We start from the raw sequence: 26,476 nt of genomic DNA on the forward strand, positions 1-26,476 counted from the left end.
GTGACGGAAGCGGACTAATTCGCCCGCCACTCCGGCACGCCATCCGCGGCCATCGTGATCGTGCCGAGCAAGCCGACCGGCGACCTGTCCTGATCCATCAGCCGCGCCAGCGTGGCTGCGTCCTGCGCCGGCACGCGCGCCAGCGTGCGCGCGTCCTGCTCGGTGCGCAGCATCACCACGCCATGCTCAACCTCGCCGTTGCGATCGAACAGCGCGGTGAAGCTCTCGACCCTGCCGCCGCCGCTGGCCTCGCTGACGAACTCCGGCGCGACGGCGCGGTGCCGGTCCGCCTCGGCCTGCACGCTCACCTCCTGTGACAGGGACGACGGCGGCTCGCGCGAGATCACCAGCGCATGATGCTTGGTGACGAAGCCGCCCTGGCCGTACAGCAGGCCGCGCTTGGCGCCGCCGCGCAGCCGCCGCACCATCGCGCAGGCGGCATGCGTCATGTAGGTGTTGAGCGGCGCGCCGAAGAAGGTCAGCCCGCCGGTGACGGTGGGCTCGACGTCGGCGCCGAGGCCGAGGGTTCGCCGTGCCATCTTCGGCACGCAGGGAAAGCAGCTGTAGAGCTCGATGGCGTCGAACGCGGCGCCGCTGCCACCGGCGATGTTCATCGCAGCCCGCAATACAGCGTTCTGCGGATGGCTCTCGGCGAACTGGTCGCGCGTGAGATAGTCGCGCGGATCCTCCGCTGATGCGCCGCCGAGCGGATAGATCATGCGGCTGTCGGCGATGCCGGCGGCGCGCGCCTTGGCGAGGCTGGTCAGGATCAGCGCCGCGCCCATGTTGACCATGGGATTGGCGACCATCAGCTTGGTGTAGGGCCAGGCGATCGGGCGATTGTCGGCCGACGGCGTCGTGATCTCGTCGGGCGCGAAGTGCCGCTTCAGCCAGGCGTTGGGATTGTAGGCGGCGACCGCCGAAAAGCGCGACCACAGCTCGCCGGATTTGGCGAGCGCCTGCCGCGGCGTCTGGCCCCATTTTGCCGCGCTCGCGACCTCGTAGAACGGATAGACCGAGACCGGACGGAACACGCCGAGCTTCACCGCCAGCGGCTTCTGGAATGCGGCGCCGCGCTTCGGCTCCTCGACATCATGGGCGAACGGCGTCCACGGCAGAGTGATGCCGGCACGCTCGGTCTTGGTCGCGGTCGATTGCGCCTCGGCGCCGCAGACCACGGCGACCTCGCATTCGCCGCGCGCGATGCGCAAGGCGGCCTCGTGCAGAAAGCGGATCGGGCTCTCGCCGCCGACCGGACCATAATGGCAGTGCGCCGGCGCGACGCCCAACCGCTGCGCGAGAAGCTGCTCGGGGGCGCGGTAGCGCCAGCTCAGGAAGTTGACGACGTCGAGCGAGCCGGTGTCATGGACGAGCTTGGCGCCCGCGTCATTTTCCGCGCGGCGGATCGCCTGTTCGAGCAGCGCCAGCGGCTCCAGACCGTCGCGAATGTCCTTCGGGCGATCGACGATCTCGCCCACGCCGACGATCACGGGAATGCGGTCGGGGGGCAGGGTAGTTGCAGTCATCGGCGTTTCCAGGAGCGGGCCCATGACGGACCGTCATTGTTGTCTTGTCTCCGTTCTGTCATCGCAGGTTCGACCGCGCAATGCAGAAAATGCTGATGGCGCCCGCGCGCGGTGTGGCTTCCGCTCGACGGCATATGCGCCTAAAACGCTCGCTCCTGACGCTCATGCCGGAGTCTGCCGTGTCCGAACAGAACAGCTATGTGCCGCCCAAGGTCTGGACCTGGAACAAGGCCAGCGGCGGCCGCTTCGCCAACATCAACCGGCCGATCGCAGGTCCGACCCACGAGAAGGAATTGCCTGTCGGCCGTCATCCCTTGCAGCTCTATTCTCTGGGAACGCCGAACGGCGTGAAGGTCACCGTGATGCTCGAGGAGCTGCTGGCGCTCGGCCACAGCGGCGCCGAATACGATGCCTGGCTGATCCGGATCGGCGAGGGCGATCAGTTCGGTTCGGGCTTCGTCGCCATCAATCCCAATTCCAAGATCCCGGCGCTGATGGATCGCAGCGGGCCCGAGCCGATCCGCGTGTTCGAGTCCGGCGCGATCCTGGTCTATCTGGCCGAGAAGTTCGGCGCCTTCCTGCCGACCGAGCCGGCCAAGCGCGCCGAATGCCTGTCCTGGCTGTTCTGGCAGATGGGCGCCGCGCCGTATCTCGGCGGCGGCTTCGGCCACTTCTATGCCTATGCGCCGACCAAGATCGAATATGCCATCGACCGCTTCGCGATGGAGGTCAAGCGCCAGCTCGACGTGCTCGACCGCCGCCTGGCCGAAAGCGAGTATCTCGCCGGCCCCGACTACACCATCGCCGACATCGCTGTGTGGCCGTGGTACGGCGCGCTCGCCAAGGGTTTGCTCTACGAAGGCGGCGAATTCCTCTCGGTGCAGGACTACAGACACGTCCAGCGCTGGACCGACCAGATCGCGCAGCGCACCCCTGTGAAGCGCGGCCGCATGGTCAACCGCGTCTCCGGCGATCCCAAGAGCCAGCTCCACGAGCGCCACGACGCCGGCGATTTCGATACCAAGACGCAGGACAAGATCGGGCAGGGCGGGTAGTTCGGTCGTCGTGTCGTAGGGTGGGCAAAGGCGCGCCTTCCATCATTGTTGGCGTTCACATCTGTGCGACGCGCCGTGCCCACCGCGCTCCCTCACATCAACCGCCGGTGGGCACGCGCCGCCTGATGGCGCCGCTTTGCCCACCCTACGGATGTCAGCCGCTCATCCGGGCTACAAATCCGCCACGATCCAGGCACCCGGGCTAACACCCGTCATTGCGAGGAGCGCAGCGACGAAGCAATCCAGAGTCGACGCGGGACTCTGGATTGCTTCGCTCGCAAGGACGACACGACCCGCGAACCGCCCTTTCGCCGGCACGACTCGCGTGCGCACTCCGTCACCCACGCGCGGTCTTCATTTTTGCCGCAGTGCGATGAATCGCGATGGTTTGATCTCTGACATCACGTCTTTTCTTGTCACAAGAGAATCGTGCAACAATCATCTGGCGCCGCAATGCATGCCGTGTGCTGACCAACTCGTCCCGAGGTGATGACCCCTGGCGAGAACCACCACTCCGGAGGGAGACCCATGATCGACAGACGTGATCTGCTCAAGGGAGCGGGGATGGCTGCTTTGCTGGGCAGCTTCGGCACGACCCGTGCGCTGGCCGGGGAGACGGTGACGTTGCCCTTCGCCAACGGCGAGCGGCCGCTGGTGAAGTATCCGCAGAAGCGGCCGATGATCGGCCTGACCAGCCGGCCGCCGCAACTCGAAACGCCATTCGGGGTGTTCAATGACGGCGTGATCACGCCGAACAATGCCTTCTTCGTCCGCTATCATTTGGCGGGCCTGCCTTACGATCTCGATCCGGACAAGTTCACACTCGCGATCAAGGGGAAGGTCGACAAGCCGCTCAAGCTGTCGCTCAAGGACATCCGCAAGATGAAGGCGACCGAGATCGTCGCCGTCAACCAATGCTCCGGCAACAGCCGCGGCTTCTTCGAGCCTCGCGTCGCAGGCGGCCAGCTTGGCAACGGCGCCATGGGCAATGCGCGCTGGCGGGGCGTGCCGCTGAAGACCGTGCTCGACATGGCGGGTGTCCAGGCCGGCGCCAGACAGGTCACGTTCGGCGGCATGGACGGCCCGGTGATCGACAAGACGCCGGATTTCGTCAAGGCGCTCGACCTCGATCACGCCATGAATGGCGAGGTGATGCTGGCCTACGGCATGAACGGCGAGGATCTGCCGTTCCTCAACGGCTTCCCGCTCCGACTGATCGTGCCCGGCTATTACGGGACGTATTGGGTCAAGCACCTCAACGAGATCACCGTCGTCGACGGCGTGTTCGACGGCTTCTGGATGAAATCGGCCTATCGCATCCCGGACACGCCGAACAATGCCGTCGAGCCCGGCACGACGCCGAAAGCCACCATCCCGATCAACCGCTTCACGGTCCGCTCGTTCATCACCAGCCTGGCCGATGGCGCGAAGCTGAAGGCCGGCAGGGCGGTGCTGCGCGGCATCGCATTCGACGGCGGAACGGGGATCAAGCAGGTCGAGGTCTCGACCGATGGCGGCAAGAGCTGGACCGACGCCAAGCTCGGCAGGGATCTCGGGAAATATTCCTTCCGCGAGTGGAAGCTGCCGGTGAAGCTTGCCGTGGGAGCCCACGAGCTCAAGGTGCGGGCCACGAGCAATTCCGGCGAAACCCAGCCGGAGACACCGCGCTGGAATCCGGCCGGCTATCTGCGCAATGTCGTCGAAACCGTCCGCGTCACGGCGGCCTGAGGAGGATGACCATGCAACGGATGTCGTTCCTCATCGCCTCGCTGGCCGCTGGACTTGGTTGCTTGGCGGGCAACCCCATCGCCCTGACCGCAGCGCCCGTCAACTACCAGGTTCCACAGGAGACTGCCGCCTTCAAGCCGGGGCCCGACCTCGCCGTGGTCCAGGGCAACTGCACGGCCTGCCACTCCTCCGACTACATCAAGACGCAGCCGCCGATGCAGAACAAGAAGGAGTTCTGGCAGGCCGAGGTCACCAAGATGATCAAGGTCTATGGTGCCCCGATCGACGCGGCCGATGTCGACAAGATCGTCGGCTATCTGGCCGCGACCTACTGACGGCGTCCGGCCGGGAGCGCTCAGCCGGCGCCCTTCGCCGGCGGGAAATCCATGCGGTCGTCGGTGCGGCAATAGCGGTCGGCGAACATGCGCCCCACGGGGTGGAACAGCTCCATCTCGACCCGCATCTTCTCGGTGTCCCACAACTCGTCGCGGATGTGGAAGGCGAGGCCCTCGCCGAGCACCAGCACGCGGTCGCCGTTGACATCGATGAGCTGCCAGGTCCTGCACTCCATCGCGAACGGTGCGTCCGCCAGCCGCGGCACGCCGATCATGCGCGAGGGTGCGAGCTTGAGTCCGAGATGATCGGGCTCGCCGATCTCGGGCGGAAAGTCGCCGCCGGTCTCGTGCATCGCCTGCGCTAGGGGCTCGTCGGTGATGTGGACCACGAACTCGCCTGAGCGGCGGATGTTGACCAGGGTGTCCTTGGTCCGGCCGTCCGGCCGCAGGTTGATCGCGAACACGCAGAGCGGCGGGTCCTCGCCCATCACGTTGAAGAATGAGAACGGCGCGGCGTTGACCACCCCGGTCTCGCCCCTGGTCGTGACCCAGGCGATCGGCCGTGGCAGCACGAAGGAGGTCAAGATCTTGTAGCGCTCGCGCGGGCTGAGATCGGTGGAGAGGTATTCCATGTAGGGGCCTCTGGTGCGTCGGTTCCCCGACCGTAGTGGGCCGTGACGCGATCCGGAAGCCAATAAAGCGGGCAGAGGGTGCGCACATCGGCGTCCTCGCGCGGGAAACTCCATGTTTCCGGGAACGGCTCCGCCAGCGCCACGTTCGGACAGCACAGCAACTACAAATGGAGGTCGCGCCATGAAACCAATGATCAGTCTGATTGCTTGCGCGTTCGCCGTCTCGGCTACGTCCGCGCTGGCGCAGGGCAGCCCGCAGACCACGCCGCCGCCGAGTGTGCAGAATTCCGGAGCAGGCATCCAGGGCGCGCCCGGCAACAAGAACGGACCGGGCACTGAGACGACAGGCGGCACGGTCGGCTCGTCCACGATCAACCGCCATAATCCGGACGTCAGCGCTCAGGATCCGTCGAATATCAAGGGAATGCCGGGGAATAAGAACGGCCCGCCGGCCAAGAAACCGCAGAACTGACGGCTGCGATGGCGGCTGCGCGATTGCGCCGCTGCCATGCGCATGCCGCCCCGCCGACGTATCGTCAGATCAGGGCAGGGCCGCTGCGCCGTTGGTGACGATCAGATTGTCGGTGTCTGCCGGTGCGAGCTCGCTGGTGGTGTCGCCGCCGAGATATTTGTCGAGCGTCGCCTGGATCCGCTCCCGCGCCGTATAGGGACCGCGATCGCTCATCCAGGTGTGCTGAAATTCGGTCTTGATGATGTCGATACCGCTCTTCTTGCCGACCTGCGATGGCAACACGCCGGGATCGGTCTTGAACTGCGGATCGTCGGAGCGGAACGACAGGATCTTCAGCTTGTCCCGGATCACGAAAGGCACCCGCAGATTGTCGAGCGTCACCACCTGCGAAACGATGTTCGGATGCTCCTTGGCGAAATACATCGCGGTGTCGCCACCATTGGAATGGCCGACCAGGGTCAGATGCTCATAGTCGGCATTCGGATGGCGCTTCTTCATCTCCTTGAGCACGCACAGGATGTTGGCCTCACCCTTCTTGTAGACGTCGAGCCGGCCGACATAGGGCATGCCGACCTTGGTGACGAGCGGCGGATCGGTCGGCAGGTCCTGCTGAACGCTGGCGACGAGATAGCCGCGCGCGGCGAACACGTTCGCGAGGAAGGAATACTCGGTGTTCTTGACGGTGTTGCCGTTGCTGATGATCGCCACCGGGAGCCGCCACAGCCCGGCATTGGCCTTCATCTCGTAATCCGTGCGCACGGCCACGTCGACCGTGATCGGCCGCTGCCGCTCGGCATCGAAAAACTCACGGCTCTCGTGCTGGATGCCCCACTTCGCAATAGCGAAATAGCCGGCCACAGTCAGGGCAGACACACAGGCCAAAACCGTCACGCCTCGCTTCATGGCTTCCTTCCCCTCGGCTTCTCCTCGTTATGTGATGAGGGACAACGCCGAGGTCACGAGGGCGTGGCAGCCTGGACAGCATTAAATTTCGGAAATCTTGGAATACGGATGTGGAACAAATCCGGGTTCGGCGGACCGGCGCACCGGCCCACCGGTCGCTGCTGCCGGTCAGAAGGCGGTATAGCCGCCGTCGATCACGAAGCAGTCTGCGGTGTGATAGGACGACGCCTTGCTCATGAGGTAGACGGCGATGCCGCCGAAATCCGACGGCTCGCCGAAGCGGCGCACCGGGATGCGCGGCATGACGTTGGCGACGAACTTCTCATTGCCCATGATGCCCGCGGTCATGTCGCTCCTGATCCAGCCGGGCAGGATCGCATTCGCGGTGACGCCGTGGCGTGCGAGCTCGACCGCGAGCGCGCGGCACAGCGCGTTGATCGCGGCCTTGGTCGCGGCATAGTGCTCGTTGCGCGCGGTGCCGAACAGCGAGGCGAGGCTCGAGGTGGCGACCAGGCGGCCGAACGCATCACCGGCCTCCGCCCGGGCCGTCATGTGCCGCGCGGCAGCCTGGAAGGCGTGGAAGACGCCGTCGAGATTGGTCGCGAACATCGTGCGCCATTCCTCCTCGCTGCGCTCGATGAAAGGCTTGCGGCCGCCGCCGCCGATGCCCGCATTGGCGAAGCAGCCGTCGACGCGGCCGAAGGCGTCGAGCGTCGCTTGCATCGCGTCGTTGACGGAAGCAGGGCTCGTCACGTCGCAGACCCGGGTGTCGACCTTGCCGGGACCAGCCGCCATCGAGGCCGCGGCTGCCTTGTTCTTCTCGGCGTTGCGGCCCCAGATCGAGACGTTGCAGCCACTGGACGCAAGTGCCTGGGCGATTCCGAGGCCTATGCCTCCATTGCCGCCGGTGACGACGGCCACGCGGCCGGTGAGGTCGAACATGTTCATGGGGTTCTCTCGGACGTTTCCGTGATGATGTGAGTGCGCTGCGCGCCGCTTCAGTTATTGGGATGATCCAACCATGGACAAGCGCAGCGCAAAAATCAAATATGCTGCACGAACCGGGCGATGCAGCGAATTTCCGCCGTAAAGAATGCAGCGCTCGAAAAGCTCTTGAGAGGAAACCATGCAGTTCAAGCACGTCACGCTCGATTTCGACGGGCCCGTCGCCGTCCTCACGCTCGATCATCAGGAGGTGATGAACGCGGTCTCGATCGACATGCTGGGCGGGCTCGCCGAGGCACTCGACGAGATCGAGGAGAAGAAGGCGGAGGTGCGTTGTCTCGTCGTCACCGGCGCGGGACGCGCGTTCTGCACCGGTGCCAATCTGCAGGGCCGCAACACGCAGGCCAAGCCCGGCCGCAGCAATGCCGGCGCCGCGCTCGAGACCGCCTTCCATCCGTTCCTGCGCCGCCTGCGCAACCTGCATTGCCCGATCGTGACGTCGGTCAACGGCCCGGCCGCGGGCGCCGGCATGAGCTTCGCGCTGATGGGCGACATGATCCTGTGCGCCAAGTCCGCCTACTTCCTGCAAGCCTTCCGCCGCATCGGCCTCGTTCCCGATTGCGGCTCGACCTGGCTGCTGCCGCGCCTCGTCGGCAAGGCGCGCGCGATCGAGCTGTCGCTGCTCGGCGAGAAGCTGCCGGCCGAGACGGCACTGCAATGGGGGCTCGTCAATCGCGTCTATGACGATGCGGCGCTGAAGGAGGAGACGATGAAGCTCGCGCATGAGCTCGCCAATGGCCCGACGGTCGCATTGTCTCAGATCCGCAAGCTGTATTGGGACAGTCCCGAGAACTCGTTCGAAGACCAGCTCAACGCTGAATTCCAGGCGCAGCGCGTCGCCGGCAGCACGTCGGATTTCAAGGAAGGCGTCACCGCGTTCCTCGAGAAGCGGCCGGCCAAGTTCAAGGGCCAATGATCGAGGCCGAGCTGTCCCGCTGCGTCGCCTCGTTCATGCCGGGGGCGACCGGCGTGCACGGCGCCGCAAAGCTCTCCGGCGGCGCCAGCCAGGAGACGTGGCGCTTCGACATCGTCCATCCCGCGGGCGATGTCGGTGCGATCTTGCGCCGCTCGCCGAAGGGCTATGGCGCCGCGCCTGGCCGCGCCGCCGGGCTCGACAACGAGGCGGCGCTGATGCGGCTGGCGCGTGCCGCCGGGGTGCCGTCGCCCGAGGTGCTGCACCTGCTGACGCCGGAGGACGATCTCGGCGCCGGCTTCATCATGCGCCGCGTCGAGGGCGAGACCATCGCGCGCAAGATCCTGCGCGATGCCGAGTTTGCCGAGGCGCGCCCCCGTCTCGCGCGCCAACTCGGCGGCATCGCCGCCGGCATCCACGGCATTCGGCGCGAGGCATTGCCGGCGTTGCGTGAGATGAACGCGGTCAGGGAGATCGCGGAGCTTGCGCGCGAATATCAAAGCTTCGACTGGCCGCGCCCGGTGTTCGATCTCGCGTTGCGCTGGCTGTCGCACAATGATCCCGGCCCCTCGGCGGAGGTCACGCTGGTGCACGGCGATTTCCGCAACGGCAATCTCATCATCGGCCCCGACGGGGTGCGCGCCGTGCTCGACTGGGAGCTCGCCCATCTCGGCGATCCCATGGAGGATCTCGGCTGGATCTGCGTCAACTCCTGGCGCTTCGGCGAGATCGACAAGCCCGTCGGTGGCTTCGGCTCGCGCGAGGAGCTGTACGCGGGCTACGAGGCCGCTGGCCGCAAGGTCGATGCCGGCAGGGTGAAGTTCTGGGAGGTCATGGGCACATTGCGCTGGGGCGTGATGTGCTGCGGCATGATGCAGCGGTTTCGCTTGGGTCCCGACCACTCGATGGAACGCGCCATGATCGGCCGCCGCGCGTCGGAGACTGAGATCGATCTGCTGCGGCTGCTGGCGCCGCGGGGAGAGGGCTGATGCAGGACGAACCGACTCCGACCGAGCTGGTACAGGCGGTGGCCGATTTTCTTCGCAACGATGTAGCCCCGCTGATCTCGGGACATCAGGCGTTCAAGCTGCGCGTCGGCATCAACGCGCTCGATCTGGTCGTGCGGCAATTGACACAGGCGGCGCCCGCGGAGGCTGCAGAGCATGCGCGTTTGAAGGATTTGCTGGGACAGGACGGTGCCTTGCTCGACCTCAATCGCGCGCTGGCGGAGCAGATTGCGAGCGGTGCTGTCGATCTCGCGACGCCGGGTCTGAAGGAGCATCTCTGGCAGACCACGCTCGACAAGCTCGCCGTCGATCAGCCGAACTACGCATCCTACAAGCGCGAGGCGGGGAGGCACGAATGACGTGTAACTCTCCGTCGTCATGCCCGGGCTTGACCCGGGCATCCATCCTCTCACGAATCTGCCGCGAGACGTGGATGGCCGGGTCAAGCCCGGCCATGACGGAGTGGAGGCAGACCCGCGCTGTCATTCCGGCGCGCGACGCAGTCGCGAGCCCAGAATCCATAGGCATGATCGCGGCTATGGATTCCGGGCTCGCGCTGCGCGCGCGCCGGAATGACGAGCTCGGTGAGGCTCTACCGCCCCAGCCACTTGGGCGGCCGCTTCTCCGAAAACGCCTTCGGTCCCTCGATGTAGTCCTGCGAATGAATCATCGCCTGGACCGCCGGGTAGTCGCGCTGCTCGGTGATCGCCTGCTCCAGCGACACCGCCAGGCCCTTCTCGATCGCCTGCTTGGAGGCGCGGATCGACATCGGCGAGTTCCTGGCAATGGTCTCGGCCCAGCGCTCGGCGGCCGCCAGCGCCTCGCCCCGCGGCACCACCTCGTTGACGAAGCCGAGCTCGTGGCCTTCGCTGGCGGCGACATGGCGGCCTGTGAGGATCATGCCCATCGCGCGCTTCATGCCGATCTGGCGCGGCAGCCGCTGCAGGCCGCCGGCGAGCGCGGCGAGGCCGACGCGCGGCTCGGGCAGCGCGAAGGTCGCATTCTCGGAGGCGATGATCAGGTCGCAGGCCAGCGCGATCTCGAAGCCGCCGCCCATCGCGACGCCGTTCACGGCGGCGATCAGCGGCTTGTCGCAATCGAAGCGCGACGTCAGTCCGCCGAAGCCGCTTCGGCCCCAGCCGCGCTTGCCGCCGGCCGCCTGCCATTTCAGGTCGTTGCCGGCGCAGAACGCCTTGTCACCCTCGCCGGTGACAATCGCAACCCATTGCTCGGGATCGGCGGCGAACCCGTCGAACACCGCCTCCAGCTCGTAATGTGCGTCGGTATGCAGCGCGTTGTAGACCTCGGGACGGGCAAGGGTGACGATTGTGATCGGCCCCTTGCGCGTGACCTTCGAGAATTTCAGCTCCATCGACCGTTCCTCCTGGTTTCTGATTGGCTGCCGTGCGCGAGCTTAGCGCCTGCGCCGCGCGCGCGGTCATCCAAATACGCAACCGCGCCGCGCGCCACAAGCACGCGGCGGCGGGCTGGCCTGACCAAGAGCAAGAACAACAACGACACGCACAGGGAGACACGCCATGGATTTTTCCTTGCCGAAGGAACTGATCGCCTATCTCGACGAGCTCGACCGCTTCATCGACGCCGAGATCAAGCCGCTGGAGCAGGCGGACGACAACATCCGCTTCTTCGATCATCGCCGCGAATGGGCGCGCACCGATTTCGAGAATGGCGGCCTGCCGCGGCATGACTGGGAGCGGCTGCTGCGCAAGGCCAAGGACCGCGCCGACGCGGCCGGCCATCTGCGCTTCGCGATCCCGAAACGCTATGGCGGCAAGGACGGCTCGAACCTCTGGATGGCGGTAATCCGCGAGCATTTCGCGTCGAAGGGCCTCGGCCTGCACAACGACCTGCAGAACGAGCATTCGATCGTCGGCAATCTGCCGATCGTGACCATGCTCGACCGCTACGGCCGTGACGACCAGAAGGCGATGATCGACGGCTCGATCACCGGCAAGTACCGCATCACGTTTGGTCTGACCGAGCCGCATCACGGCTCGGATGCGACTCATATGGAGACCAAGGCCGTCCCGGCGACCCGCGACAACGTCAAGGGCTGGCTGATCAACGGCGAGAAGATGTGGACCACGGGCATGCACGTCGCCACGCATTGCGCATTGTTTGCGCGCACCTCGGGCAATGACGGCGATGCGCGCGGCATCACCTGCTTCCTAGTGCCGGCCAAGACCGAGGGTGTGAAGGTCGAGGAATATCTCTGGACCTTCAACATGCCGACCGACCATCCGCGCGTCAGCTTCACCGACGTGTTCGTGCCGGAGGACGCGCTGTTCGGCGAGGTCGGGCGCGGGCTGTCGCTGGCCCAATGCTTCGTGCACGAGAACCGCATCCGCCAGGCGGCGAGCTCGCTCGGTGCGGCCGTCTACTGTATCAACGAGAGCGTGAATTACGCGCGTGAGCGCAAGCCGTTCGGCAAGGCGCTGGCCGAGAACCAGGCAATCCAGTGGCCGCTGGTGGAGCTGGCGACCCAGGCCGAGATGCTGCGGCTGTTGATCCGCAAGACCGCGTGGGAGATGGACCAGCTCACCCAGGCGCAGGTCGAGCACACGCTCTCCGACAAGGTGTCGATGTGCAACTACTGGGCTAACCGTCTGTGCTGCGAGGCCGCCGACCGCGCCATCCAGGTGCATGGCGGCATGGGCTATTCGCGCCACAAGCCGTTCGAGCACATCTACCGCCACCACCGCCGCTATCGCATCACCGAGGGCAGTGAGGAGATCCAGATGCGCAAGGTGGCGGGGTTCCTGTTTGGCTATATGGGGGCGAACAAGCGGTGAGCGCGGCCTGATCGCGTGGCGGCATCGCGAACGTCAGCACGGCAATCCAGACCTGTCACTTGGCCCCTGGATTGCTTCGGCGCAAGGGCGCCTCGCAATGACGGTGTGGAGAGAGTGCGCGCTCTCTCCACGTCATCGCGAGCGCCAGCGACGCGATCCAGGCTGTCGCAACGAGAAGACCGCCGGTTGTCAATTCACCTGCCGGTCCTTGCCCGCCCAATATGGGTCGCGCAGATTCCGCCGCAGGATCTTGCCGGAGGGATTGCGCGGCAGGGCGTCGAGGAAGTCGACGGTCTTCGGCGTCTTGAAGCCGGCGATGCGGGTGCGGGTGAAGTTGATGATGTCGGTCGCGGTCGCCTGCTTGCCCGGCTTCATCACGACGATCGCCTTGACAGCCTCGCCCCATTTCTCGTCGGGAATGCCGATCACGGCGGCTTCGGCGACGTCAGGATGATCGCAGATCGCACTCTCCACCTCGGCCGGATAGATGTTCTCGCCGCCGGAGATGATCATGTCCTTGATGCGGTCGTGGATGTAGACGTAGCCGTCCTCGTCCATGTAGCCGGCATCACCGGTGCGCAGCCAGCCGTCCCTGCCAAGCGTGCGTGCGGTCGCCTCCGGCAGGTTCCAGTAGCCGGTCATGTTGGAGCCGGAGCGGGTGGCGATTTCGCCGACCTGCCGCGGCGGCAGCGGATTGCCCAAGGGATCGATGATCGCGACTTCGACGCCCGGCAGCGGCTTGCCGGCCGAGCGCATCCGCTCCAGCCCTTCGACGTGATCCTCGGGCGGCAGCGCGATGATGGTGCCCGTGGTCTCGGTCATGCCATACATCTGCACGAAGCCGCATTTGAACACCTCGATGCATTCCTTCAGCAGCGCCGCGGGGATCGGCGAGGCGCCGTAGAGCATGTATTTGAGCCGCGAGAAATCGACCTGCCGCGCGCGCGGCTGCCGCACCACGAACTGCATCGCGGCGGGCACCATGAACAGCTTGGTGATGCCGGACTGCTCGAAGAAGTCGAGGATCTTCGTGGGATCGAACTCGCGCGCGATGACGCCACGGGCGCCGTGGTAGAGGCTCATCAGGCCCCAGCCGGAGCCGCCGATGTGGAAGATCGGCATCGCGATCAGCGAGACGTCGTCGGTCGACCATTTGTTCCAGTCCGGTTTCTCCTCGGGATTGCCGGTATTCACCAGGTTGAGGAAGTTCGCGTGCGACAGCATCGCGCCTTTCGGCTTGCCGGTGGTGCCGGACGTGTAGAGCTGCAGCGCGATGTCCCGCGGCGTGATCGCCACGCCAGGATCGTCGGCACTCTGCGCGTCGCGCCAGGCCGTGTAGTCCTGCCATTCCGGCGCGCCGCCTCCGGTCGTGATGATGTGCCGCACGCTCGGAATCTGGCCGCGGATGTTGCGGATCATCGTGATGAACTCGGGACCGACGAACAGGGCAGGCGTCTTGCAGTCCTCGACGATGAAGGCGACCTCGGGACCGGCGAGGCGCCAGTTCACCGGCGCCATCACGACATTGGCCTTCATGGCGCCGACCAGCAGCTCGAAATAGATGTCGCTGTTCTTGCCGAAATAGGCGATTCGGTCGTGCGGTTTGATGCCGAGCGCCTTCAGCGCGTTGGCGACCTGGCTGGTCTTGCGGTCGAATTCGGCGAAGCTGGTGGTGCGGCCTTCGAACTCATAGGCGGTGGCGGAGCCGAGTGCCTGCGCTTGGCTGCGCACGACGTCGACGAGCGTCGACGCTGCCGTCGTGACGGACATGTTTCCCCTCCGATTGTGCCGTGTTCTTCGTTGTATATTTTGTCGTCCTCGCCCCGGATCGCGCCGCAGCGAGCGTTGTTCAGTCAGTCTACAGGGCGTGCGCCACCGATCAACGCGTGTCTTGCTCAGCTCGTGCGCGTCGCGCGGTCCTTTTCGTTCTGCGCCTTGATCGACTCCTTGGCCTTGGTCCAGTCGTCGTCGCTCCAGTCGCGCAGCTGATAGAAGTTGCCGCCCATCGCCAGCGCCTGGGCGCCGTCCATCGCGATGGTCTCGCCGTTGATCCAGTTGCAGCCGCCGGAGATCAGGAACACCGCGAGGTTCTGCAACTCCTCCATGGTGCCGACGCGACCCATCGGGTTCATCGCCTTGGTGCGCGCGCCGGCCTCGTCGCCGGGCTTGATGCGCTTGCTCATGCCTTCGGTCGGGATCTCGCCGGGTGCGATGGTGTTGAGGCGGATGCCGTAGCGGCCCCATTCGGTGGCGAGCGACATCGTCATCGCGTGGATCGCCGACTTGCTCATTGCCGAGGGCACCACATAGGGCGAGCCGTTGCGCACCCAGGTGACCGTGATCGACACGACGTTGCCCGGCTGCATCGCTGCGATCCAGCGCTTGCCGACGGCATGCGTCACATAGAACGTGCCGTGCATCACGATGTTGGCAACCGCGTCGAAACCGCGCGGGCTCAATTCCTCAGTGCGGGAAATGAAATTGCCGGCGGCGTTGTTGATGAGATCGGTGAGGCCGCCTTCCTGGAAGATCGCCTCGATCATTTCCTCGACCGCCATCGCATTGCGGATGTCGACGCCGTGGCTGGTGACGCGCCCGCCATAGAGGTCCATCAGTTCGGTCGCGGTCTCGTCGCAGACGATTTTCCGCCGGCCGCAAATATGCACTTCGGCGCCAAGCTGCAGGAAGCGTGCGGCCATCGCTTTGCCAAGGCCGGTGCCGCCGCCGGTCACCAGAATGCGCCGACCTTCGAGGAGATTGTCCTTGAACATGGGAGAGTTTCCGCCTGACATGTTGTGAGTTAATTGGTCGATTGACTAAATCGCTCCGACAGCCTTCTGTAAAGTCACAAAGACATTCGTGAGGAGACCGCTCGATGGACAACCGCATCGCGATCGAGATCAAGGACGGCGTCGCCGACGTTCGCCTGGTCCGCGCCGACAAGATGAATGCGCTGGACATGGAGATGTTCGAGGCGCTGGTGGCGGCCACCGAGCGGCTGGCGAAGGAAAAGGGGCTGCGCGCCGTGGTGCTGTCCGGCGAGGGCCGCGCCTTCTGCGCCGGGCTCGACATGGGCCGCTTCGCGGCGATGAAGGACTCCGGCGGCAACGGCATACCCGGCGGCGAGAAGCGCGACCTCACCGTTCGCACCCACGGCAAGGCGAACTTCGCCCAGCAGGCGGTGTGGGGCTGGCGGAAGTTGCCGGTGCCGGTGATTGCTGCAGTGCATGGCGTGGCCTATGGCGGCGGCTTCCAGCTCGCGCTCGGCGCCGACATGCGCTACGTCGCACCGGACACCAAGATGTCGATCATGGAGATCAAATGGGGTCTGGTGCCGGACATGGCGGGCACGCCGATCCTGGCGACCCTGATGCGCGACGACATCCTGCGCGAGCTGACCTATACCGGCCGCGTGTTTTCGGCGGAAGAGGGGCAGGCTTACGGCCTCGTTACGCGCATCTGCGCCGATCCGCGCGCCGCCGCGCTGGAGACGGCGCGTGAGATCGCAGGCAAAAATCCGGATGCGATCCGCGCCGCCAAGCGCATGCTGAACAACCTCTCGGTCGATCCGGGCCCGGCGCTGCTCGCGGAATCGGTCGAGCAGCAGAAGCTGATCGGCAGCCCGAACCAGCTGGAGTCGGTGCGGGCGAACATCGAAAAGCGTGCGCCCAAGTTTGTAGATTAGCCTCCTCCTTGCGGGCAGCCCCGAAGGAGCTGAGCCAAACAATTTCCAGATTCCGGGTTCGATGCTGCGCATCGCCCCGGAATGACGGCGGAAACTCGAACCGACGCCAGATCGGACAAGGCAATAACAATGGAAACGTCCTCCCTGTTTTGCGGCATCATCTCCGGCGAACGCCGGCGCAGCCACGCTGACATCGCCGACCGCGCCGCGCGGATCGCGAGCGGTCTCGCGCAGCTCGGCGTGCGCCAGGGCGACTGCGTCTGCATGCTCATGCGCAACGACATCGCCTTCATCGAGGCCGCCTACGGCGCGATGCGACTGGGCGCCTATGGTGTGCCGGTGAACTGGCACTTCAAGCCGGAGGAGATCGATTACATCCTCAAGGACTCCGCGACGCGGGTGCTGATCGGTCACGCCGATCTGCTGCATCAGCTTCGCGGCATGATTCCCTCCGGCATCACCGTGCTCAGCGTCCCGACGCCGCCGGAGATCCTGTCCAACTACAAGATCGGCGCGGATCTGCTCGCAACACCGGAGTTCGCGACCGACCTGGAAAGCTGGCTCATGCAACAGGGTCCTTACGAAGGACCGCAGGTGCCGCAGCCGCAGAACATGATCTACACCTCCGGCACGACTGGTCATCCCAAGGGCGTCCGGCGCAATGCGCCGACGGTGGAGCAGGCGGCCTCGGCCGAACGGATGCGGGCGCTGATCTATGGACTCAAGCCGGGCTCGCGCGCGCTGCTGCCCGGACCGCTGTATCATTCCGCGCCGAACGCCTTCGGCCTGCGTGCCGGACGGCTCGGTGGCGCGCTGGTGCTGATGCCGCGGTTCGAGCCGGAGGAGTTTCTCCGTATCATCCAGGTGGAGCGGATCGACACCATCTTCATGGTGCCGACCATGTTCATCCGCCTGATGAAGCTGCCCGAGGAGGTACGCAGCCGCTACGGCATGTCGTCGCTGCGTCACATCATCCACGCCGCGGCGCCGTGCCCGGCCGACGTCAAGCGCGCGATGATCGAATGGTGGGGGCCGGTCATCTACGAATTCTACGGCTCGACCGAATCGGGCGCAGTCACCTTCGCGAGCTCCGAGGACGCGCTGAAGAAGCCCGGCACCGTCGGCAAGGTCTCGCCGGGCGCCGAGTTGCGCTTCCTCGGTGAGGACGGGCGCATCCTGCCGCAGGGCGAGATCGGCGAGATCTATTCGCGCATCGCGGGCAATCCGGATTTCACCTATCACAACAAGCCGGAGAAGCGTGCCGAGATCGACCGCGACGGCTTCATCACCTCGGGTGATGTCGGCTACATGGACCTCGATGGCTATGTGTTCCTGTGCGACCGCAAGCGCGACATGGTGATCTCCGGCGGGGTCAACATCTATCCGGCCGAGATCGAGGCGGTGCTGCATGCCGTGCCGGGCGTGCACGATTGCGCTGTGTTCGGCATCCCCGACACGGAGTTCGGCGAGGCGCTGATGGCCGTTGTCGAACCGCAGCCCGGCGTCGTGCTGGATGTCGGCGCTATCAAGGCGCGGCTGAAGGCCTCGCTGGCCGACTATAAGGTGCCCAGGCACATCGAAATCCAGGATAAATTGCCGCGCGAGGATTCCGGCAAGATCTTCAAGCGGCGGCTGCGCGATCCGTATTGGGAGCGAGCCGGAAGGCAAATCTGACCGAGCGGAGGAACGATAGCTTGGAATAGGGCAGGCGACGCCTCTTTCTTGATCTTGCGCTGCAATACGGATACGGCAGACTGACCCGTAAATGGGCAGCTGCTGGAGAGCGCATCCATGTCGCCGCAAGCCATACCAGAGGAAATCCGTCCCAACCGCGCCGCCGAGGCGCAGGCCATGGAGGAGGATGCGCGGCTTCGGGACGACATCCGGCTGCTCGGCCGCATCCTCGGCGACACCGTTCGCGACCAGGAGGGCGCCGACGTCTTCGACCTCGTCGAGCTGATACGCCAGACCTCGGTGCGCTTCCATCGCGACGAGGACCGCCAGGCGCGGCGCGAGCTGGAGCAGATCCTCGACGGCATGTCGACCGCGGAGACCGTCCGCATCGTCCGCGCCTTCAGCTATTTCTCCCATCTCGCCAACATCGCCGAGGACCAGAACAACATTCGCCGCATGCGCGCCAAGAGCGACGCCAACGGCGGCAATGGCATGCTGGCGGCGACGCTCGCCCACGCCAAGTCGGCCGGCTTCGAGGCGGCGGAGCTGCGCAAGTTCTTCTCCACCGCGTTGGTCAGCCCGGTCCTGACCGCGCACCCCACCGAGGTGCGGCGCAAGAGCACGATGGATCGCGAGATGGAGATCGCGATGCTGCTCGACCGCCGCGAGCGGATGCAATTGACGCCGGATGAGCGCGCGGCAAATGACGAGGCGCTGCGCCGCGCCGTGCTGACCTTGTGGCAGACCAACCTGCTGCGCCGGACGAAGCTGACGGTGCTCGACGAGGTCACCAACGGTCTGTCGTTCTACGACTACACCTTCCTGCGCGAGGTGCCGCGGCTGCTGTGCACGCTGGAAGATCGGCTCAACGACGGCGCGGAGGTGGCGGGCGATCTCGCCTCGTTCCTGCGGATGGGGAGCTGGATCGGCGGCGACCGCGACGGCAATCCGTTCGTGACCGCCGAGGTCATGCGTGGAACGCTCAAGCTGCAATCCAGCCTGGCGCTGCATTACTATCTGGAGGAGCTGCATCTGCTCGGCAGCGAGCTGTCCATTGCGGCGCATCTCGCCGATGTCTCCGAGGAGCTGCGCGCGCTGGCCGAGCGCTCGCCGGACACGTCGCCGCATCGTCGTGGCGAGCCGTATCGTCTCGCGGTGTCCGGCATCTATGCGCGGCTGGCGGCCACCGCGAAGAAGCTCGGCATCCAGATCAGCCGCCTGCCGGTGGCGGCGGTCGCGCCTTACGACAGCGTCAAAGAGTTGCAGGACGATCTCGACGTGCTGCATCGCTCGCTGATCGCCAACAATGCCGAGGTCATCGCGCGCGGGCGGCTGCGGATGCTCCGGCGCGCGGTCGACTGTTTCGGCTTCCATCTGGCGCGGCTCGACATCCGCCAGAATTCGGCGGTGCATGAGCGCACCGTGGCCGAGCTGATCGACACCGCGATGCCCGGCATGTCCTACATGGCGCTCAGCGAGGATGCCCGCGTCGGCCTGCTGGTCAGCGAGCTGCGCAATGCCAGGCCACTGGTCTCGCAGTTCGTGAAGTACAGCGACGAAACCGTCGGCGAGCTCGCGCTGTTCCGCGCCGCCGCCGAGGCGCACGCGACGTTCGGCGCCGATGTGATTCCCCAGTGCATCATCTCGATGTGCAAGGGCATGTCGGACATGCTCGAGGTGGCGTTGCTGCTCAAGGAGGTCGGCCTGATCGATCCATCGGGCCGCTGCGCCGTCAATATCGTGCCGCTGTTCGAGACCATCGAGGATTTGCAGGCCTCCAGCGGCATCATGGACCGGATGCTGGCGCTGCACGATTACCGCCGCCTGGTCGACAGCCGCGGCGCCGTGCAGGAGGTCATGCTCGGCTATTCCGACAGCAACAAGGATGGCGGCTTCGTCACCTCGGGCTGGGAGCTCTACAAGGCCGAGATCGGCCTGGTCGACATCTTCGAACGCCATGGCATCCGGCTCAGGCTGTTCCATGGCCGCGGCGGCTCGGTCGGCCGCGGCGGCGGCCCGAGCTACGATGCCATCATCGCGCAGCCCGGGGGCGCCGTGAACGGCCAGATCCGGATCACCGAGCAGGGCGAGATCATCTCCAGCAAATATTCCAATGCCGAGGTCGGCCGCAACAATCTGGAGATCCTCGCCGCGGCGACGCTCGAGGCCAGCCTGCTGCATCCGCGCCAGCCGGCGCCAAAGCGCGAATATCTCACCGCGATGGACCGGCTCTCGGAGCTCGCGTTCAAGGCCTATCGCAGCTTGGTCTACGAGACCGACGGCTTCGTCGACTATTTCTGGGCCTCGACCGTCATCAACGAGATCGCGACCTTGAACATCGGCAGCCGCCCAGCCTCGCGCAAGAAGACCCGCGCGATCGAGGATCTGCGCGCCATCCCCTGGGTGTTCTCCTGGGCGCAGTGCCGGTTGATGCTGCCGGGCTGGTACGGCTTCGGCAGCGCGGTCGAGACCTGGATCGCGGAGAATCCGGAGCAGGGCATGCCGTTCCTGCGCGAGCTCTACCGGGAATGGCCGTTCTTCCGCATGCTGTTGTCGAACATGGACATGGTGCTCGCCAAGAGCTCGATCGCGATCGCCTCGCGCTATGCGGAGCTGGTCCCCGACGAGGCCCTGCGGGAAAAGATCTTCGGCCGCATCCGCCGTGAATGGAATCTGGTGATCGAGACCTTGCTCGACATCACCGGGCAGGAGCGTCTATTGCAGGGCAACCCGCTGCTCGAGCGCTCGGTGCGCAACCGCTTTCCCTATCTCGATCCGCTCAACCACGTGCAGGTCGAGTTGTTGAAGGAGCACCGCGCGCAGAACCCGGACGAGCAGGTGCTGCGCGGGATTCAACTGACGATCAACGGCATCTCGGCGGGGTTGAGGAATACGGGCTGACGCGACGAACGCGGACTGGCGAGGACAATGAGCTCCTCGCCAGCCCGACACATCAGCTGTCTGCGGATCAGGGCTTCAGAGCGCCTTGTGCACTCGTATACACCGCATAGAGCGATGTTGAGCCGCAGATGTAGAGTCGATTGCGCTGCTGGCCGCCGAAGCAAAGGTTGGCGACCGTTTCAGGTATATGAATCTTGCCCAGCAACGTTCCGTCCGGGGCATAGCAGCGCACGCCGTCCTCGTTCGGATCACCCCAACCCACGGAGCACCAGACCCGTCCGTCGCGGTCGCATCGGACACCGTCGGAGATGCTTGGCTTCGGCATTTCGGCGAACACCTTGCTGTTGGCCAGCTTGCCGGCCGCGTGATCGACGTCGAATACGCGGATGTGTGCGGGATTGTCCGGCCCGTCGGTGAAGCCGGTGTCGATGATGTAGAGTTTCTTCTCGTCAGGCGAGAAGGCCAGCCCGTTGGGTTCGACGAAGTCGTCGACCACAACCTTCACCTCTCCCGATTTCGGATCGACCCGATAGACATTGTGCTTGTCCTGCTCGGGCTGCGCCTTGAGGCCCTCATAGAAACCACCGATGCCGTAGACCGGATCGGTGAACCATATTGCGCCGTCGGCCGCGACCACCGCATCGTTGGGCGAGTTCAAGCGCTTGCCATTGTAGCTGTCGGCGATGATCGTGATCGAGCCGTCAAGCTCGGTGCGGGTGACCCGTCGGCCGCTGTGCTCGCAGGTGATCAGCCGTCCTTCCCGATCGATGGTGTTGCCGTTCGAATTCATCGACGGTTGTCGATAGACGCTGAGATGACCATCGTCCTCGGAGAAGCGCATGATGCGATTGTTCGGGATGTCGCTGAACAGCACATAGCGGCCAGCAGCAAAATAGACCGGGCCTTCGGCCCAGCGCATTCCGGTGGCGACGCGCTCGACGGCCATAGTGCCTGCGAAGGCCGGAAATTCCGCCGGCCCGAATGACAGCTTGGGCTTCTTCGCCGACTCCAGATGAGAGTCCGGATAGCGGCTGCCCGGCAAGGGACCGAGCGGCAGCGGGTCCGTCGAGATTGTCGGCGCCCCCGTCTGGCCCGGCGGCGTGACGGTTGCGGCCGACGCAGTCGTGACTGTTGAAGCAGCGGCGAAAGCCGCGGCTCCTTTCAGCAGTCTGCGCCGGTTGAAGCCGTGAGCTGCGACCGACAAGTCCGGTGCGCCGTCGTGTCGTGAATTCGTCATCTGTGTCCTCCCGACTTTTTGTTGGGAGGTGACCATACGACGAAATCATGGCGGCGCGCGGGTCGTTTGGATAAAAAACAACTTGAGATGGTGTGCGCCGCAAGCGGAATTTCGGCGCTGCAATCTCAGATCGGGTCCCAGCCGAACACGTCGGCGGAACGATCGAGCTTGTAGAACGACGGCTTCAGCGCCGGCATGCCATGCTCCGCAATGGTCTGCGGCGTCCAGCCCTCGCCGCGGTGCACCGAGCGCAGCGGGCGCGACTGGCTCATCAGGAAGATCTCGTTCATGCGAACGGCGAAGATCTGGCCGGTGACGTCCTTCGAGGCATCGCTGAGCAGATAGGCGACGACGGGCGCGATCTTCTCGGGCCCCATCCGCTTCATGCGTTCGACGCGCTCCTTCTCGGCCTCGGTCTCCGCCGGGATGGTGCCGATCATGCGGCTCCAGGCGAACGGCGAGACGCAATTGGAGCGCACGTTGAAGCGGCCCATGTCGAGCGCGATCGACTTCGACAGGCCGACGATGCCGAGCTTCGCCGCGGCGTAGTTGGCCTGGCCATAATTGCCGATCAGCCCCGAGGTCGAGGTGAAGTGGACGAAGGAGCCGCTCTCCTGCTCGCGGAACAGCCGCGCGGCGGAGTGCGCGACGTAGAACGAGCCCATCAGGTGGACCTTGATGACGGCTTCGAACGCCTCGATGCTCATCTTGTGGAAGATCATGTCGCGCAGGATGCCGGCATTGTTGACCACGCCGTCGAGCTTGCCGAAGTGGTCGGTCGCGGCCTTCACGATCTTGCTGGCCGGGATCGCTTCGGACACGCTCTCGAAATTCGCCACCGCCGTGCCGCCGCGCTTCCTGATCTCCTCGACCACTTCCTCCGCCGGCGCGGCGCTGGTGCCCGAGCCGTCGGAGGCGACGCCGGGATCGTTGACGACGACCTTGGCGCCTTCGGCGGCGCACAGCAGCGCGATCTCGCGGCCGATGCCGCGGCCGGCGCCGGTGACGATGACGACTTTGTCCTGGAGCGATTTGGTCATGAGTCTTCTCCTGTTTTGCTCCGTCATTCCGGGATGGTGCGAAGCACCAGACCCGGAATCTCGAGATTCCGGGTTCGCACGTGCCGCGCGCCCCGGAATGACGGAGGCTGCTATCTCTCGTTCGTGAAGATGATCGTGCCCGATGCGGCGAACATGCCGCCGACGCCGTGACACACCGAGATCTTGGCTCCCGGCACCTGCGCCGGCGCGATGCCCCGCATCTGGCGCACGCTCTCCTGCAGCGCATACATGCCGTACATGCCCGAATGCATGTAGGACAGGCCGCCGCCATTGGTGTTGAGCGGCAGCTTGCCGCCTGGCCGCGTGTGTCCGGCGGCGATGAACGGCCCGGTCTCCTCATGCGGCATGAAGCCGAGATCGCCGAGACCGAACAGCGGCAGATGCGCGAACGCGTCGTAGATCATGAGATGATCGACGTCGGCATGGCCGATGCCGGCCTCCTTGAAGGCGAGGGGGCCCGCGACCTTGAAGGCACGCGACGAATTGAACGTCTCCATCTGGCTGACCATCGGCGTCTCCACGCTTTCGCCGGTGCCGAGAATATAGACTGGCTTCTGCGGAAAATCCTTGGCTCGATCGGCCGAGGTCAGGATCAGCGCGCCGCCGCCATCGGTGACGAGGCAGCACTGCAGCAGGCGGAACGGGTAGGCGATCATGCGCGAGTTCAGGACGTCGTCGACGGTGATCGGGTCCTTCATCATCGCGCGCGGATTCTTTGCCGCCCATTCGCGCTGTACGACCGCAACCATCGCCAACTGCTCATGGGTGATGCCGTAGGTCTTCATGTAGCGCAGCACGGGGATCGGGAACATGCTGGGCGGCCCGTAGACGCCGAACGGCGCCTCGAACTGGCCCTGCAGGCTGTCCGGCGGGATCGAGCGCGGCAGCTTGCCGATCATCGATTTGCCGCTCTCGGCATGGGTGATCAGCACGGTCTTGCACAGGCCGGCTTCGATCGCAGCCGCGGCGTGGCGGACATGCAGCATGAAGGAGCAGCCGCCGACCGAGGTGCCATCGACCCAGGTCGGTGTGATGCCGAGGTAATGGCAGATCTGCTGCGGCGTCTCGACGGCGGTGGCGAAGCCATCGATGTCCGACAGCTTCAGCCCGGCATCGGCGATCGCATTCAGTGCCGCGTCCGCATGCAGCTGGATCTGCGACATCGTCGGGATAACACCGAGCTCGGTGGTCTCGGCCGCGCCGACCACGGCAACCTGGTTTCGACGCATGGCGTTATCCTTTCGCCGGCCGGAACAGGGGCAGGGTGATCTGCTCGTCCAATGTCTCGAATGTGACTTCGAGGGCCATGTCGAGCTCCAACGCCTCCGGCGTCTGCGGGCAGCCCGTGATGTTGCTCATCATGCGCGGGCCCTCTTCGAGCGCCACGACGGCAATGGCGTAAGGCGGCGTGAAGCCAGGTGCAGGGGGACGATGGTTGATGACGTAGCTGTAGAGCGTGCCTTTGCCAGTGGCCTTGAAGACGCTGACCTTGCGGCTGGCGCAGGCCGGACAGAACGGGCGCGGCGGGAAGTAGACGTGGGCGCAGGCGTCGCAGCGCTGCAGCCGCAACTCACCGGCCCGGGTGCCGTCCCAGAAATGCTGCGTCTCCGGCGTCGGTTTGGGACGTGCACGCATCGGCTCGGCCATCCGGGTTGATCCTCCCTGCGGCGGGCTCCGTCGCCCGCTCCTTTGCATCCGTGATGCGCCATTTGACCGAGAGGCGTCAACGGTCCATCACGCCGCGCATGCGGCCCTCCGGGAGGCGCAGAGGTGTTTGGGAGGGCAATTGCCGCCTGATGAAAATTGGTCTTTGATGCGGAGAGTAGGATCGGAGACGAGATGAAGCTGCGTGACATCGCCCATTCCAGGACCGGCGACAAGGGTGACACCTCGAACATCTCGGTCATCGCCTACGACCCCAGGGACTACCCGCTGCTGCTCGCACAAGTCACGGCGGAGCGGGTGAAGGCGCACTTCGCCGGCATTGTCCAGGGCGAGGTGGTCCGCTATGAGCTGCCCAACATTGCGGCGCTGAACTTCGTGATGAGCCGGGCGCTCGGCGGCGGGGTCACCCGTTCGCTCGCGCTGGACGCGCATGGCAAGTCGCTGAGTTCCGCGCTGCTCGATCTGGACATCGCGGCCGATGCCGCAGACACGCGATAGGATGCCATGACCGTTTCAATTCCGACCCTGGCCGCGCTGGCCGACGATCTCGCCGCCGGCCGCACCACCGCGCGCAAGCTGGTGGAGGGGTGCCTCGCCCGCATTGCCGATCCTGCGGGTGAGGGGGAGCGCGCCTTCATCCATGTCGACAAGGAGGCGGCGCTCGCTGCCGCTGATGGCATGGACGCGCTGCGCAAGGCCAATGCCGCGCCGTCGCCCTTCGCCGGCATTCCGGTGTCGATCAAGGATCTGTTCGACATCAAGGGCCAGGTCACCCGCGCCGGCTCGCGGGCGCTGGAGGATTCGGCGCCGGCCGAAGCCGACGCGCCCGTGGTGGCGCGGCTGCGCCGGGCCGGCTTCGTCGTGATCGGCCGCACCAACATGACCGAGTTCGCCTATTCCGGCATCGGCATCAACCCGCATTACGGCACGCCGAAGAGCGCCTGGAAGCGCGAAATCGGCTACGTGCCCGGCGGCTCGTCGTCGGGCGCCGCCGTCTCCGTCATCGATCGCATGGCCTATGGTGCGCTCGGCACCGACACCGGCGGCTCCTGCCGCATTCCGGCGGCGTTCAACGGCATCGTCGGCTACAAGCCGACGCAGGCCCGCGTGCCGCTCGACGGCGGCGTGCCGCTGTCGACCACGCTCGACAGCTTCGGCCCGCTCGCCAACACCGTGGCGTGCTGCGCTGTGCTCGATTCCGTGCTGGCCGACGAGCCGATCCGGCCGCTGGCATCACGCCCGGTGAAGGGCCTGCGGCTCGCGGTGCCCACCACTATCGTGCTGGACGAGCTCGATGCCGAGGTGGCCGCTACGTTCGAACGCGCGCTGGAAAGCCTGGCGAAGCAGGGCGCGCTGATCGCGCGCATCGAATTCCCGGAGTTCCTCGACGTCGGCATCATCGGCGCGAAGGGCGGCTTCGCCGCCGCCGAGAGCTATGCCTGGCACCGCTTCCTGCTGGCGGCCAAGGGCGACGTCTACGATCCGCGCGTCTCGGTGCGCATCATGCGCGGCGAGGCGATCACCGTGCCCGACTACATCGAGATGCTCAACGCCCGCCGCTCGCTGGTGACGCGCGCCGCCGCGCGGATCGCGCCCTACGACGCGCTGGTGATGCCGACCACCGCCAACGCGCCGCCGAAAATCGCCGATCTCGCCGACGACCAGGCCTTCGCCCGCGAGAACGTCCGTGCGCTGCGCAACTGCACCTTCATCAACATGATCGACGGCTGCGCCATCTCGCTCCCGGCGCACCGCCATGGCGAAGTGCCCGTCGGCCTGATGCTGGCACAGTCCGGCGGCCACGACCGCAAGCTGCTCGAGATCGCGGCTGGCGTCGAGGGCGTGGTGCGGGGCTGAGGAGGGC

24 protein-coding genes are annotated in these 26,476 nt (G+C 65.6%); 13 read left to right on the forward strand and 11 right to left on the reverse strand.

The window, feature by feature from the left end:
* Window positions 1–14 precede the first annotated feature (14 nt).
* A complete protein-coding gene (locus tag ACQR1H_RS01325) occupies window positions 15–1,526 on the reverse strand; it encodes an acetyl-CoA acetyltransferase (RefSeq protein WP_434907009.1) in 1,512 nt (503 codons plus the stop codon).
* Window positions 1,527–1,705: 179 nt separating this feature from the next.
* Here ACQR1H_RS01325 and yghU point away from each other — a divergent pair, with 179 nt between their 5' ends.
* From yghU to ACQR1H_RS01340, 3 genes are all read left to right on the forward strand, one after another.
* A complete protein-coding gene (gene yghU, locus ACQR1H_RS01330) occupies window positions 1,706–2,581 on the forward strand; it encodes a glutathione-dependent disulfide-bond oxidoreductase (protein WP_315801313.1) in 876 nt (291 codons plus the stop codon).
* A 528-nt stretch (window positions 2,582–3,109) separates the two neighbouring features.
* Window positions 3,110–4,309 carry a molybdopterin-dependent oxidoreductase gene (locus tag ACQR1H_RS01335; RefSeq protein ID WP_434907010.1) on the forward strand — a complete coding sequence of 400 codons (1,200 nt, stop codon included), beginning with the start codon at window positions 3,110–3,112 and terminating at the stop codon, window positions 4,307–4,309.
* Between the two features lie 5 nt (window positions 4,310–4,314).
* Complete coding sequence (locus ACQR1H_RS01340) at window positions 4,315–4,644, forward strand: cytochrome c (RefSeq protein ID WP_434882602.1); 330 nt, start codon at window positions 4,315–4,317, stop codon at window positions 4,642–4,644.
* A 20-nt stretch (window positions 4,645–4,664) separates the two neighbouring features.
* Here the strand turns inward: ACQR1H_RS01340 and ACQR1H_RS01345 are convergent, their stop codons facing one another.
* On the reverse strand, window positions 4,665–5,276 hold the full coding sequence (locus ACQR1H_RS01345; protein WP_315801310.1) for a flavin reductase family protein: 612 nt from the start codon (window positions 5,274–5,276) through the stop codon (window positions 4,665–4,667).
* Window positions 5,277–5,457: 181 nt separating this feature from the next.
* On the opposite strand from ACQR1H_RS01345, the gene ACQR1H_RS01350 reads away from it, so the two are divergent.
* Entirely contained in the window at window positions 5,458–5,748 is a 291-nt protein-coding gene (locus ACQR1H_RS01350; protein ID WP_315801309.1) for a hypothetical protein, read from the forward strand.
* 69 nt (window positions 5,749–5,817) lie between these two features.
* Here the strand turns inward: ACQR1H_RS01350 and ACQR1H_RS01355 are convergent, their stop codons facing one another.
* Together ACQR1H_RS01355 and ACQR1H_RS01360 are read right to left on the reverse strand one after the other, a co-directional pair.
* Entirely contained in the window at window positions 5,818–6,651 is an 834-nt protein-coding gene (locus ACQR1H_RS01355; protein WP_315801308.1) for an alpha/beta hydrolase, read from the reverse strand.
* 168 nt (window positions 6,652–6,819) lie between these two features.
* The gene (locus tag ACQR1H_RS01360) at window positions 6,820–7,599 is read right to left on the reverse strand and encodes an SDR family NAD(P)-dependent oxidoreductase (RefSeq protein ID WP_315801307.1); all 780 of its coding nucleotides are present in this window, start codon (window positions 7,597–7,599) and stop codon (window positions 6,820–6,822) included.
* A gap of 178 nt (window positions 7,600–7,777) precedes the next feature.
* Here ACQR1H_RS01360 and ACQR1H_RS01365 point away from each other — a divergent pair, with 178 nt between their 5' ends.
* Genes ACQR1H_RS01365 through ACQR1H_RS01375 form a run of 3 tightly spaced genes read left to right on the forward strand, consistent with a single transcriptional unit; the run spans window position 7,778 to window position 9,935 of the window.
* Window positions 7,778–8,572 carry an enoyl-CoA hydratase/isomerase gene (locus tag ACQR1H_RS01365; RefSeq protein ID WP_315801306.1) on the forward strand — a complete coding sequence of 265 codons (795 nt, stop codon included), beginning with the start codon at window positions 7,778–7,780 and terminating at the stop codon, window positions 8,570–8,572.
* Window positions 8,569–9,558 carry a phosphotransferase family protein gene (locus ACQR1H_RS01370; protein ID WP_315801305.1) on the forward strand — a complete coding sequence of 330 codons (990 nt, stop codon included), beginning with the start codon at window positions 8,569–8,571 and terminating at the stop codon, window positions 9,556–9,558. The genes ACQR1H_RS01365 and ACQR1H_RS01370 overlap by 4 nt, the downstream gene beginning before the upstream one ends.
* The gene (locus ACQR1H_RS01375; protein ID WP_315801304.1) at window positions 9,558–9,935 is read left to right on the forward strand and encodes a DUF6285 domain-containing protein; all 378 of its coding nucleotides are present in this window, start codon (window positions 9,558–9,560) and stop codon (window positions 9,933–9,935) included. Before ACQR1H_RS01370 ends, ACQR1H_RS01375 begins: the two co-directional genes overlap by 1 nt.
* A gap of 233 nt (window positions 9,936–10,168) precedes the next feature.
* Here the strand turns inward: ACQR1H_RS01375 and ACQR1H_RS01380 are convergent, their stop codons facing one another.
* Window positions 10,169–10,948 (reverse strand): enoyl-CoA hydratase-related protein, encoded by a 780-nt coding sequence (locus ACQR1H_RS01380; RefSeq protein ID WP_315801303.1) that lies wholly within the window; start codon window positions 10,946–10,948, stop codon window positions 10,169–10,171.
* A gap of 166 nt (window positions 10,949–11,114) precedes the next feature.
* Here ACQR1H_RS01380 and ACQR1H_RS01385 point away from each other — a divergent pair, with 166 nt between their 5' ends.
* Window positions 11,115–12,389, forward strand: a complete 1,275-nt coding sequence (locus ACQR1H_RS01385) for an acyl-CoA dehydrogenase family protein (RefSeq protein WP_315801302.1) — start codon at window positions 11,115–11,117, stop codon at window positions 12,387–12,389.
* 189 nt (window positions 12,390–12,578) lie between these two features.
* Here ACQR1H_RS01385 and ACQR1H_RS01390 read toward each other — a convergent pair whose 3' ends face one another.
* Both ACQR1H_RS01390 and ACQR1H_RS01395 read right to left on the reverse strand, forming a co-directional pair.
* The gene (locus tag ACQR1H_RS01390) at window positions 12,579–14,159 is read right to left on the reverse strand and encodes a fatty acid--CoA ligase (protein WP_434907011.1); all 1,581 of its coding nucleotides are present in this window, start codon (window positions 14,157–14,159) and stop codon (window positions 12,579–12,581) included.
* Between the two features lie 125 nt (window positions 14,160–14,284).
* On the reverse strand, window positions 14,285–15,160 hold the full coding sequence (locus ACQR1H_RS01395; protein WP_315801300.1) for an SDR family oxidoreductase: 876 nt from the start codon (window positions 15,158–15,160) through the stop codon (window positions 14,285–14,287).
* Window positions 15,161–15,264: 104 nt separating this feature from the next.
* Between ACQR1H_RS01395 and ACQR1H_RS01400 the strand changes: the two genes are divergently transcribed.
* The 3 genes from ACQR1H_RS01400 to ppc all read left to right on the forward strand — a co-directional run bounded on the left by ACQR1H_RS01400 (window position 15,265) and on the right by ppc (window position 20,649).
* The gene (locus tag ACQR1H_RS01400; protein WP_315801299.1) at window positions 15,265–16,074 is read left to right on the forward strand and encodes a crotonase/enoyl-CoA hydratase family protein; all 810 of its coding nucleotides are present in this window, start codon (window positions 15,265–15,267) and stop codon (window positions 16,072–16,074) included.
* Between the two features lie 129 nt (window positions 16,075–16,203).
* Window positions 16,204–17,748: an acyl-CoA synthetase gene (locus ACQR1H_RS01405; RefSeq protein ID WP_316218531.1), complete on the forward strand. Its 1,545-nt coding sequence runs from the start codon at window positions 16,204–16,206 to the stop codon at window positions 17,746–17,748.
* 117 nt (window positions 17,749–17,865) lie between these two features.
* Complete coding sequence (gene ppc, locus ACQR1H_RS01410) at window positions 17,866–20,649, forward strand: phosphoenolpyruvate carboxylase (RefSeq protein ID WP_434864259.1); 2,784 nt, start codon at window positions 17,866–17,868, stop codon at window positions 20,647–20,649.
* 67 nt (window positions 20,650–20,716) lie between these two features.
* On the opposite strand, the gene ACQR1H_RS01415 is transcribed toward ppc, so the two are convergent.
* From ACQR1H_RS01415 to ACQR1H_RS01430, 4 genes are all read right to left on the reverse strand, one after another.
* Window positions 20,717–21,595 (reverse strand): SMP-30/gluconolactonase/LRE family protein, encoded by an 879-nt coding sequence (locus ACQR1H_RS01415; RefSeq protein ID WP_315801386.1) that lies wholly within the window; start codon window positions 21,593–21,595, stop codon window positions 20,717–20,719.
* A 416-nt stretch (window positions 21,596–22,011) separates the two neighbouring features.
* Complete coding sequence (locus ACQR1H_RS01420) at window positions 22,012–22,926, reverse strand: SDR family oxidoreductase (RefSeq protein ID WP_434864260.1); 915 nt, start codon at window positions 22,924–22,926, stop codon at window positions 22,012–22,014.
* Between the two features lie 110 nt (window positions 22,927–23,036).
* Complete coding sequence (locus ACQR1H_RS01425; protein ID WP_434840183.1) at window positions 23,037–24,176, reverse strand: thiolase C-terminal domain-containing protein; 1,140 nt, start codon at window positions 24,174–24,176, stop codon at window positions 23,037–23,039.
* Window positions 24,177–24,180: 4 nt separating this feature from the next.
* Window positions 24,181–24,594 (reverse strand): Zn-ribbon domain-containing OB-fold protein, encoded by a 414-nt coding sequence (locus ACQR1H_RS01430; protein ID WP_315801294.1) that lies wholly within the window; start codon window positions 24,592–24,594, stop codon window positions 24,181–24,183.
* Window positions 24,595–24,786: 192 nt separating this feature from the next.
* On the opposite strand from ACQR1H_RS01430, the gene ACQR1H_RS01435 reads away from it, so the two are divergent.
* Both ACQR1H_RS01435 and ACQR1H_RS01440 read left to right on the forward strand, forming a co-directional pair.
* Window positions 24,787–25,110, forward strand: a complete 324-nt coding sequence (locus ACQR1H_RS01435; RefSeq protein ID WP_434873736.1) for an AtuA-related protein — start codon at window positions 24,787–24,789, stop codon at window positions 25,108–25,110.
* Window positions 25,111–25,116: 6 nt separating this feature from the next.
* Window positions 25,117–26,469 carry an amidase gene (locus tag ACQR1H_RS01440; protein ID WP_434907012.1) on the forward strand — a complete coding sequence of 451 codons (1,353 nt, stop codon included), beginning with the start codon at window positions 25,117–25,119 and terminating at the stop codon, window positions 26,467–26,469.
* Window positions 26,470–26,476 lie beyond the last annotated feature (7 nt).

It is taken from the genome of Bradyrhizobium sp. HKCCYLRH2015 (genome assembly GCF_051168215.1).
Lineage (GTDB): Bacteria > Pseudomonadota > Alphaproteobacteria > Rhizobiales > Xanthobacteraceae > Bradyrhizobium.